The organism is Candidatus Uabimicrobium helgolandensis (assembly GCF_041508025.1).
Lineage (GTDB): Bacteria > Planctomycetota > Uabimicrobiia > Uabimicrobiales > Uabimicrobiaceae > Uabimicrobium > Uabimicrobium helgolandensis.
This window is the reverse complement of sequence record NZ_CP165719.1, coordinates 5,542,845-5,553,283: the sequence shown is the minus strand read 5'-3', so window position 1 is coordinate 5,553,283 and position 10,439 is coordinate 5,542,845. Positions and strand designations below refer to the sequence as shown.

Below are 10,439 nucleotides of genomic sequence, written 5' to 3'. Positions count from 1 at the left end.
CCTTATAAAAACCTAAAATCTAGAGGAGGTCATCGACAATTCCTGCTGGAAATTATGATTATTTTTTTCCATTTTGGTTTTCAAGTAATCACGATTGTATTCGTTTACTGTTGACAATAACTTAACCGTTTCAACAACTGCAACACCTGCATTCTGACAGGCAACTACTTTTGCGGGGTTACTTGTTATTAATCTTATCTGTGTTATGTCAAAATGGAAAAACACGTCCTTAAGATAATTATATGTTCGCAAATCGTTAGGGAAATTTTCTAGGTACTGCGCTTCCACGGTGTCAACGCCATTTTTTTGATGTTCGTAGACTTTTATTTTGTTTAGAGCGCCTATACCGCGTCCACTCTGTTGCGAATAAATTAAAATCCCTCCCTTTTTATGTATAACCTTAAGAGAGTTTTCCAGTTCTTCGCGACAATTACAACGTAGCGAGTGAAATATATCGCCTGTATAGCACATGGAATGAACACGTACCAACGGTACCTCAGGAAGAAAAGAAGTACGAACCCCAAGTATTTCTCTTTGTGATATTCGCGATTGAAAACCAAAGTAAACAAAATCTCCGTATTCGGTATTTAAAATAGTCTCATCAAAGAAAGAATATAATTCATTGTTTATTGAATGATCTATTTCTATTCTCAACAAGAACTTCGCTAAACACTTAGATGTAAATTTATTTGGCATATCAAAAATATCAAGAGATGCAAAAAAAGAAGTTTTACTTGTTGGTATTACTTGTAATCTGGCATTTTTTAGGTTATTACTTGTTACAGATGTATCGATTACAAACACATCATATTTTTTTTGCACAGCATCTTGTATACTATTTTCTATTTGATAACTATATCCATGGCAGTCTAACGATTGCACTAAACACTTGGGAAGTGTCTTTCTTTCTGTGATCATAGCTATTTTCCGTTGTAAATTCATATAGACTCCTTTGGCTTGCGATGTATTCACCGTCGCCATTCTAAATAATGCCAAAAAAATCGAGTTGATGAGCAATATACACAAGTTCCGCATCTTCTATCTGATCATGACGCGATGTAATCCATGAGTTTATGTTATAATTTATTTGGTCTGTCAATGTTTGAGATACTGTATCTATAATGCAGTGAAGAAAGTAATTTTCGCGATGAGGGTAGCGGTTTTCTCGGGGAAATACCGTCCAATCAGAACTTCCAGCTTCTATGATTTTTCCGCCAGCGTTATGTATATAAGCAAACAAATTACGCCCAACCTTTGTTCCTGATACCGTTTTGTCTCCTACTTTTTGTTCATCCATCACTCGATGATAATCGTAGATAATTTTCTGGTCCAAGTCTGCGTTAATTTGCGGGAGAAAAATGGTTTCTCCGTCAAAGTTAATGGAAAAATAAAATGCTCCTTTTTTTTGTATAGCACCAAATAAAAGTGGTAGTAATTCTTCACTATTAACTAAATCTAAAAAAGCATGTGCGATAACTAAATCGTATTTTTCATGTGTTTTTGAAAAAAAACTTGTTGCATCAGCAATGCAAAAGTTGATTTCAAACTTTTTGTCATCTTTTTGCAGAAAAAATTTATCATCAAATTCAATGAACTTTATATTTTGCTGTTTTGCCCAAGCCTGTATGTGTTCTTTAGCACATAAAATGTATTTTTCGTTTACATCAACCATTGTATATGTGGCGCTAGGTAACAGATCCCAATCAATAAGTCGCTCTAGCATAGTACCTATACCGGAGGCGATCTCTACAATCTGCAGAGGTTTTTGCCTAGCCATCTCATGTAAATAGTCGCACATTTTATTTAAAACTACGCGGTTTAAAGCACGATCGTCTACGGTTTTTTTCGATTCTAAATAGTCGACAAAATTAAAAAGTTGTTTATTCATTTTTGCCTCACAATCTAAGGTAATTCATCCACATTATCATTTAGAAGTAGTTTGATGAATAGACAAAGCATTCCAAAACTAACAATTTCATAGACAATGATTCCTGGCAATGCAATGTAGCTAAGTGTTGTCATTGAGCCACATACAAAAAATACTATGGGAAATACAAAATGCGCCAAATTGCAATATTCGCAAAAGATATTGTATTTCATAGGTTTATAGTAGACGCGAAGTAACCACGGGCCTTGAGTTGCTAACATATTTTTCCAGCTTGTGTCTTTGTAAAGAGTAAAAGCGGCGACATACAAAGCGACTACCCATTCAAAAACAATAATCAAAGGAGCTATTTTCAAGCCTGATATTGACCACACCACTGTATGAACCAACATATCTATAGTTAGTTCGAATAACGCTCCAAATTTTGTACAATGTTGGTATTTTCGTGCAAAATATCCATCTATCGCATCAATAGCAGCAGGGCCAATAAAAATCCATATGGCAACAGCAAAACGCAGCTCATAACCAAGAGTCCAATTATTATGATGGTAGAGGTAAAGAAAAACAACAGCACACAGCAACATAACCAGTCTTATGTAGCCTAAAATATTACATGGGTATAGAAGTATTTTGTTCATTATTTCTCCTTTTTTTATGTACAAAAGCAATTTGCATACCAAATGTAAACCTTATATCAAATAAAAAAAAAATCTAATTAATTAAAGGATTAGAGATGAACGAAGATGTTAAAATCGATAAGAATGGATCTGTGAGGTTAGTAACAAAAATTATCAGACTTGATAAAAATTATCGAGTTCGTGAAAATAGTTGTTTTTATTTTTTCACAAAGGAGGAAAGTAGCATCTGCAGAATCGCATGTAAAATATGTGTATCCTCCATAGTAACCTCACTTTAAACCACACAAGTAGTTTTCCACATCATCAGCATGGAATTTTCTCTTTGCCAAAGGATAACGCGCTTTTAACAAACCAGCCTTCCTATGGTTGCGAATCGTTTGTACACAACGTCCTGACAATTTCGCTATATCTTCCAGTGTATAACCATCTTGAAAAAAGTTGTTTTATCAGCGAGTTGTACCTTGATAACATTTAGATTAGATTATCTTCAATACAGCGAATACAACGAATTATTTTCTCGATAACTTTCTCCTTAAAAGTACAAAAACGACTAGGTATTCTTATGTCAACCAAGAATGCCGTAACTAAGCAGTAAGTTTGCTTCATTAATTTTGTAAGGAGAATTTTGGGAAAATAATTCGAAAAAGAAAACAAATTGGTATGTATTTATACATATTGTATGAAATTTTGAATTTACTAAAACAAAAACTAAAAAAGAATCTCACAGCTAGGTAACCATAATCGAATGAGATTTTGTTGTTCTTTGTTAATGTTATTTCCAGATAAACTCAATAGTTTAAGACTATCCAGTCTTTCAATAGTGCTAGGAAGTGAGGTAATTTGATTATTGTCTAGATAGAGATGCGAAAGTCGTTTTAATTTTCCTATCTTATAAGAAAGGCCTAAAATATTATTATTCTTCAGAGAAAGAGTAGAAATAAAGGTTGTATAGTAGATCCAGCCAGGGATAGATTTGATATCTTGAGAAGGCAAATCAACAACAAATTCCCCCCAAAAACCACAGTTAGAAAAGTAGCAACACTCCACTAACTCTATTTTACCACCATCACCGCGAAAACTACAGTCGCTGAATATACAACGTTTTAGTGAAGATAGACTGTCTTTTTTGAAGTAAAAAGTACAACCATTATACTCCGTTTCGTCGTTTATATAAGTGAAAGACCTTCCTTGTTGTTCTGTTTCAAGAACCAGCGCTTGCTTTTCTACTTCCTTTTGATCATATAAAGATCGTAGAGTCACAAGGCTACATATTTTAAGGGCAGGGAATGAACCTTCTCCCGTACATGCTACACTTGGTACAGAAGGAATGTTTAAGTAATTGACTTGTTGTTGGAGATCGCTAATTTCATACACATTAATCATATCTCGTTTATTCCATTGAATCGACGTTATGACATCTAAAATATCTATCCCACGTACTTTTAGATCATTATCTAAATTACGTAGGCTTTGAAAGTTTTCTTGTATCTTTCCACTATCGGCGATGAATATAATACTATCAATATTGTTTAGAACAACATTCTTTGTGGACTCACTTGGGGAATTTGGCATTGCGTACATTAATACTTTTATACTCATCCCAGAAAGTGTTCCCCACTCTATTGGACGAAACTCAAAGTGTAGTATTTCATCATCGTCATGAATTGTACGATACATTTCACTCTTAATGCAATCTGGGTGTTTACTATAAACTAATTTCAAAGTTGTCTTCTTACCTGAAAAATCAGGACCACAGTAAACGATCTTGACCGTTACTTCACGTTTAGTGTAATCTACTTTAGCCATATCAAGCTCGACGAGATTTGTTTTGAATAAAATCCATAGCGTTCTCCACAAACATCTCAGATTTTCGCGACTGCAAACTCTTGTCAGTCAAAATCTCTTCGCGGATATCTAGCCATTTCTCATTTTGCATACTCGCAACAACAGTGTTTTGACCTGGTTCCCAAAAAACATATAGAACACTATAATTCAACTTGCGTTTAGCGCTACCATACTTCGCAATCTCACAAGGAATCGCCTGCAACAAACAACCACCTTCTTTGTAAATTTCAACACAACGCTCATACTTCTTTTCATTCATCGCACGCGATTTGAACTTATATTTAGCTTCATCAAAATCCTCTTCACGCAAAATCCGAACAAGCTCCGATTCTTCAACATCAATAAGCGGAATAACAAACGTACGCAAAGCGTTGCTAAACTTCAAAGCATCATATTTCTTAAACTTTGGTTCTCTCTCCTGCAACTTAGCCAAACGCTTTTCTTTCTCCCACAGAATCACTTTACTCTCAATCATCGGACGCATCTCTGTATCATGGCGATCCCAATCCATAACAAGAGCATACGGCACAGTATTCCTCTCTACCTTGCGCTGCAAAGTAGCCGTATTCAAATCCAACATTCTCGAAACTTTTCCTACGGTATGATATCTTTTCACAAAATACATCTCAGGAGAGGCAATGTGATCCAACACCGTAAGCTGATATACTTTTCCCATTCTATTTCCTACTACACAAACTTCTACGCTCAAGAAACCAACTAAAAAAATTTATCAAAAAAGATCACCGGAATAAAAAGCAATAAGTACAATCACTACAACTCACCGAGACCATTTTCCGATGCTTAGACTTACACTTCTTCACAGGTAAATCTTTCAGACAAAGAAAACAGTTAACATCCATAAACGCAAACAAGTACTCATTGGTCATATTGTAATCCATCACTTTTTTCTACTTCAAACTCTTACGCAAAAAATCCTTCAAATTGAGTTTCAAAAAGAAAGCCGTAAATTTACAATACGGACAGTACGCATGATAACGGAATGGTTTCTTTGTCGGTTTTACGATCATATGATGCGGTAAACCATTCTCTAATAAAAACGAATCTTATTCTCCTATATAGTTATATTATATGTAGTATAGGATGTAAATTCATCTCTCACTACCTAAGTAATTTATTGATTGAGCGTGATATAGCAAAATAGAAATAATTACACCAAAAACGTATAAATTTGTTATTAAATAATATAAAAAAATTGGTAGTTTTTTCAAAAAAGTTGTTTAACACGTGGTGATTAGAGTTTGCTATAATCAATTTGAAATCCCAACATAAATTTGCCAAATAAGGAGCGATACATTGCACGCATTGCAGATCCTAGTTGATGAAGAACAACATACTCTCCTAAACTTTCCAGGAAGACCAAAAGCGCTGCTAGATCGAACAGTTGCTAAACTCTTTCAAGTAGAAACACGCTATGTGAATCGAGCCGTAGCCAGAAATCCAGAAAGATTCCCAGATGATTTCTGTTTTGAACTCAATAAACAAGAGATAAATTTCTTGAAATCCCATTTTGGGATTTCAAATTCAAGAGAGTTCAATCGCGCTAAACCAAAAGCATTTTCAGCCGAGGGATGCAACATGGTTGCGATGCTTCTTCGTTCTGATATAGCTGTTAAACGATCAGTACAAATTATCCGCGCGTTTACTATGTATGAGAAATTTGGCAAACAACAAGAGAGCAACCTTCCACAAATGATCTCTTCTGAGATAGTTGGTGAACGACATTTGATTCGGGCTGTTGTGAATGAGATAGACTTCCTAAAGCAAGGTATTCATTCTATGCAAAATAGACTGTGTGCTTTGGAGAATTTGTTGGGAGTTAGATGTGAAGATACAGCTATTACAGAAGAACGAGCGCAGGAATTGCGAGCAATAGTCAAAGCAAAAGCGAAAAATCGCAAGCAGATGTATCGAATATGGTTGGAATTTAAACAGCATTTTGAATTGACCAAATATAGTGATTTGCCATTAAGAAAATTTGATAGCGCTGTGGAGTGGTTGAATAAATACGAGTTTTCTATATAGTAATACTATCAATACAGTAGTTAGAAGAAATACTGACATTTCTCAAATTATCGCAATTCAAAATAAAAATTGCCTAGATAATTTTTTCCGGACATATTGCTTGGCAGGCAAAACGGATAATTTGCTGTGGTACAACAATATTGCCAAATATCTTTTTGTAAAAGTTTTTGTAATTTTTTTTGCAGTACTTGATTTACTATTTCTGTATATGTTTCCTGCTGATCTAACTTTATTTGCCATAAATCACTTCGTCTATCATTCAAAGATAAACCCTCTGCGACTTCCGATTGATCAATATATTGATCAACTAAACGCATTAAATCAGCGATGGAGATCGATTGATAAGGTTTGGTAGAGAAATAATAGAAGAAATATGCTTATCAAGAGGAATATCCTTAGTTGTAATTCATGAGAAAAAAGAACAAAATTTTGAAGAGCAGTTATCACAAGACATCATTTCAATATTAACAGTGTTCTGTTCGAAGATCTATGGACGCAGATCTCACGAGCGAAGAAGAAAACAAAAAAATGCAAATAACAATTCAAACCAAATTGAATAAAGAAGCAGCGAAGTATTTAGAAAAGGCAGGGGAATATACTGCAAAACTTCGCGGAGAATTGTTATGCGCATTGCTAAAAGAAAAAAAGCTGAATGAATTAAAGAAAACATTTATCTCAGAGCGTGGTATATTGGCAAGACAATTCAACTCTCTACATTCAGAGGTCAAAGGGATAATAAAGTCAGTTAAAGAGCTGAGAAAAATAAATCTTCAAGATGCAGAGCGCAGAAAAAAAGCGCTAAAATACACCATCAAAAAGCTAGCGAGAAGCTTTAAAAAAGCTAAAGAAAGACAAAACCGAGAAAAGATATTGTTTGCGCTGCATCACAAAAAGAGAAAGTTGCGTAATGTTGAAAATAGAATAGAAAAACTCAAAAACAGAGGAATCTGTCTTGGAGGTAGAAAACTATTAAAAAAGCAGTTTCATCTAGAAGAAAATAGCTACGAAAACCATCAGGAGTGGCGAGAGGCTTTTAGAAAACAAATAGAATATTCTTTATCGGATCGAAGGATGAGAAATTCGGCAATCAAAACTGTCAGATGGTTGGAAATAAACTAAAGGTGAGAGTAATTCCTGCTTTAGAAAAAGAGTTTGGAAGCCATGTTGATGTAACAGTAGAGTTTAGCTACAAACAAGATATTATTTTCTACGCATTACAAAAAAACCAAGCAATGAACTACCGTTTTGTGCGCAAGAAAGAAAATTGGTATTTGTTTGTAACCACAAAATACAAAAAAGTCGACATAATCACCAACAAAAATCTCGGAGCTATCGGTGTTGACTTAAATCATTCTCATATAGCCGTTGCTGAAACAAACAGGCATGGCAACTTGGTCCATCATCAAAAAATACATACTCTCATTCAAGATCGCACTTGTCATCAAGTGACTGCAACTCTTGCTGAAGCTTGCAAACAAATTATTTCACGTGCTGTGAAAGAACAAAAACCTGTTGCTATTGAAAAACTAGATTTCTCAAAAAAGAAAAGTAACTTGATCTCGTCGTCAAATACAAAATATAAAAGAATGGTCTCTTCCTTTGCCTATAGCAAATTTGCTGCACTCATCAAAAGTCAAGCTATGAAAAACGGCGTCGAAATTATCAAGTAAATCCAGCCTTCACCAGTGTTATTGGTCGTTATAAATTTGCACATTTCTTTGGAATCAGCACACATCTTGCCGCAAGCCTTGTTATTGCTCGCCGCGCACAAAATTTTTCGGAACGCTTTTCCACCAGAACCGCCCGATGTTTACCTGTGGATAGACATTGTCACGTCTGGAAACCCTGGAAAGCTTTTCTCAAACTCGCCGTCTCCGACAGAGAACGACAAGTTGAGCTTCTTTTTTGCTCTCGGCATCTTCCTTTTTAAACGAATTTGTCCTCTTACTTGTCCTCTAGAGTGCAACTCTCTAGCGGTAATCGATCACAACACTGTTTGGTGATCGTCTTAGATCTTTTTAGATTTTTGCGTTTTAATAGGAACGGTGTATTTAAATATATGGTAGATTATGGTATAAAGAATCCCTTTATAGTAACAATTCTAACCGAAACTAACCGAAAGGAAAATAGGTAATTTTACAATAGTTGCGAACTGCGCGTTTTCACCTTATAATAAAATTAGTCTTTCACGATAACATAAATTCACAGGAGAAAACAATGTTAGCAACGGAATATCCTCATCTAACAACTAAAAATGGTATAACCATTATCGAAAATACGCGCTTCAAAGTAATTGATATTGTTGAATGTTACTTAGCTTACGGATGGTCTCCAGATGAAATACATCGCCAATACTCATTTCTAACAAAATCGCAAATTTGTTCTGCGATGGCTTACTACCATGATAACGAACAAAAAATTCACGAACAAATAGTCACAGATACTGAAGAGATAGAACGTAGACGAAAAAATTCTAAACAAATAACAAGAGCAGAGTTATTAGCAAGGATTAAGAAGTGATAACGTACTACTTTGACATTCATGTATTTGGACCAGTGTATGATTCTTTAACAAGATTAGGCATTGATGTTTTACGTGGACAAGACGACGGCAAAGATGAAGCAGCAGATCAAAATCTCTTAAGGCGTGCAACTGAATTGCAACGCGTACTTATAACAGCAGACAAAGATTTCTTTGAAATTGCCTCCGACTTTCAAAATCGTGAAGAATACTTTTACGGCATTGTTTACTATAGACCTCTTGATATTACCATTAGAAATATGATCGAAGATTTACAACTCATTGCACAATTATCAGATCCTGAAGAACTATGTAACTTGATTACTTTTCTGCCTATAAGGCATTAATTAGCTCTTGGATGTGGAAACTGCAAATACAAACCCTGCTAGTATTTGTTCCATTGGCATTGTAGAAGTTCAAAACGGAACCATACAAAGCAGCAAGCACTTTTTTATACGCCCCAAACGCTTAGTTTTCAATCCGCGAAATACTGCAATTCACGGAATTACCGAAGAGGATGTAAAGGATCAACCAAAGCTCAATGAGCTATGGCCTACCCTAAGAAATTATATCGATGGCCAAAAAGTAGTTGCACACAACGCAAGTTTCGACATGGCAGCCATTCGCAGAGCACTTGATGAGTACAAATTAACATATCCCAATTGTGATTACATTTGTACCAAAAATATGAGCAAAAAATACTTGCCTAATTCAGAAAACTACAAGTTAAGCACTCTTTCGGAAATGTATGACATAGAATTGCAGCACCATAATGCATTGTCAGACGCAAAAGCGTGTGCTAAATTGGCCATTAAGTTTTGCGTTGAAAGTAACATGAATTGCGTTGCTCAGTTCTCCGAAGAACTGAGTGTCGAAGTAAAAAAAATACGTTCTGATGATGAACGTTACAGTATTTTAAATCCGCGTAAGAGTAAATTTGGTAACTCTGTCAAAATTTCAGATATTCAAGTGCGCGCTGAAAAATTTGACAAAGATCATGTTTACTTTGGAAAGAAGTTTTGTTTCACAGGAACACTAAAGTCAATGGAAAGAAAAGATGCTATGCAAGCGGTTGTTGATATCGGAGGGCTAGTCACGAACTCGATGGGAAAAAATGTACAATACTTAGTTATGGGAGATGGTGGAAAAGATACATCAAAACATAAAACAGCTCTTAAGTTAAAAAAAGAAAATTATGATGTCACTATCATCTTGGAAAATCAGTTTTTACAACATGTAAATATAAATAATGCCTTAACAAAATATTAGAGAAACATATTCAACGTAAAATAAAATTCAAAATTAAGTGACCTGACAAAAGTAGTTACCCGCTCAGTGCAGGGCTTTTATTTTCTAGTGCGGCGCGACGAGGGCGCGTAGCTGTAGCTGTGTAACTAAGGAGCAACAAAACTATAAATTAAAAGAACAAAACTTGAGTGGGTAATACTTTTGGCGGGTCACTTAGATACAGGGAAGTGATAATTTTACAGCGAACCGCAAATTTTCCC

Annotated in this window: 13 protein-coding genes; 6 read left to right on the top strand and 7 right to left on the bottom strand. The window is 35.1% G+C overall.

Annotated elements, in window-relative coordinates; translation table 11 throughout:
* Window positions 1-12: 12 nt before the first annotated feature.
* From UABHE_RS20535 to UABHE_RS20510, 6 genes are all read right to left on the bottom strand, one after another.
* Window positions 13-942 (bottom strand): GTP cyclohydrolase II, encoded by a 930-nt coding sequence (locus UABHE_RS20535; RefSeq protein WP_372365139.1) that lies wholly within the window; start codon window positions 940-942, stop codon window positions 13-15.
* 40 nt (window positions 943-982) lie between these two features.
* Window positions 983-1,888, bottom strand: a complete 906-nt coding sequence (locus tag UABHE_RS20530; RefSeq protein WP_372365138.1) for a hypothetical protein — start codon at window positions 1,886-1,888, stop codon at window positions 983-985.
* A 14-nt stretch (window positions 1,889-1,902) separates the two neighbouring features.
* Window positions 1,903-2,523 (bottom strand): CDP-alcohol phosphatidyltransferase family protein, encoded by a 621-nt coding sequence (locus UABHE_RS20525; RefSeq protein WP_372365137.1) that lies wholly within the window; start codon window positions 2,521-2,523, stop codon window positions 1,903-1,905.
* 269 nt (window positions 2,524-2,792) lie between these two features.
* A complete protein-coding gene (locus tag UABHE_RS20520; RefSeq protein ID WP_372371656.1) occupies window positions 2,793-2,939 on the bottom strand; it encodes a helix-turn-helix domain-containing protein in 147 nt (48 codons plus the stop codon).
* Window positions 2,940-3,231: 292 nt separating this feature from the next.
* Window positions 3,232-4,329: a hypothetical protein gene (locus UABHE_RS20515; protein ID WP_372365136.1), complete on the bottom strand. Its 1,098-nt coding sequence runs from the start codon at window positions 4,327-4,329 to the stop codon at window positions 3,232-3,234.
* A gap of 1 nt (window position 4,330) precedes the next feature.
* Window positions 4,331-5,044, bottom strand: coding sequence for a hypothetical protein (locus UABHE_RS20510; RefSeq protein WP_372365135.1), 714 nt, complete (start codon window positions 5,042-5,044; stop codon window positions 4,331-4,333).
* A gap of 638 nt (window positions 5,045-5,682) precedes the next feature.
* On the opposite strand from UABHE_RS20510, the gene UABHE_RS20505 reads away from it, so the two are divergent.
* A complete protein-coding gene (locus UABHE_RS20505; protein WP_372365134.1) occupies window positions 5,683-6,411 on the top strand; it encodes an ORF6N domain-containing protein in 729 nt (242 codons plus the stop codon).
* Between the two features lie 47 nt (window positions 6,412-6,458).
* Here UABHE_RS20505 and UABHE_RS20500 read toward each other — a convergent pair whose 3' ends face one another.
* Window positions 6,459-6,728 (bottom strand): hypothetical protein, encoded by a 270-nt coding sequence (locus UABHE_RS20500; RefSeq protein ID WP_372365133.1) that lies wholly within the window; start codon window positions 6,726-6,728, stop codon window positions 6,459-6,461.
* A gap of 172 nt (window positions 6,729-6,900) precedes the next feature.
* Here UABHE_RS20500 and UABHE_RS20495 point away from each other — a divergent pair, with 172 nt between their 5' ends.
* The 5 genes from UABHE_RS20495 to UABHE_RS20475 all read left to right on the top strand — a co-directional run bounded on the left by UABHE_RS20495 (window position 6,901) and on the right by UABHE_RS20475 (window position 10,200).
* Window positions 6,901-7,530 (top strand): hypothetical protein, encoded by a 630-nt coding sequence (locus tag UABHE_RS20495; protein ID WP_372365132.1) that lies wholly within the window; start codon window positions 6,901-6,903, stop codon window positions 7,528-7,530.
* Window positions 7,531-7,532: 2 nt separating this feature from the next.
* Window positions 7,533-8,081, top strand: coding sequence for a hypothetical protein (locus UABHE_RS20490; protein WP_372365131.1), 549 nt, complete (start codon window positions 7,533-7,535; stop codon window positions 8,079-8,081).
* Between the two features lie 547 nt (window positions 8,082-8,628).
* The gene (locus tag UABHE_RS20485; protein ID WP_372365130.1) at window positions 8,629-8,931 is read left to right on the top strand and encodes a DUF433 domain-containing protein; all 303 of its coding nucleotides are present in this window, start codon (window positions 8,629-8,631) and stop codon (window positions 8,929-8,931) included.
* Window positions 8,928-9,278 carry a DUF5615 family PIN-like protein gene (locus UABHE_RS20480; protein WP_372365129.1) on the top strand — a complete coding sequence of 117 codons (351 nt, stop codon included), beginning with the start codon at window positions 8,928-8,930 and terminating at the stop codon, window positions 9,276-9,278. Before UABHE_RS20485 ends, UABHE_RS20480 begins: the two co-directional genes overlap by 4 nt.
* 13 nt (window positions 9,279-9,291) lie before the next feature.
* Entirely contained in the window at window positions 9,292-10,200 is a 909-nt protein-coding gene (locus UABHE_RS20475; RefSeq protein WP_372365128.1) for an exonuclease domain-containing protein, read from the top strand.
* Window positions 10,201-10,439: the final 239 nt, after the last annotated feature.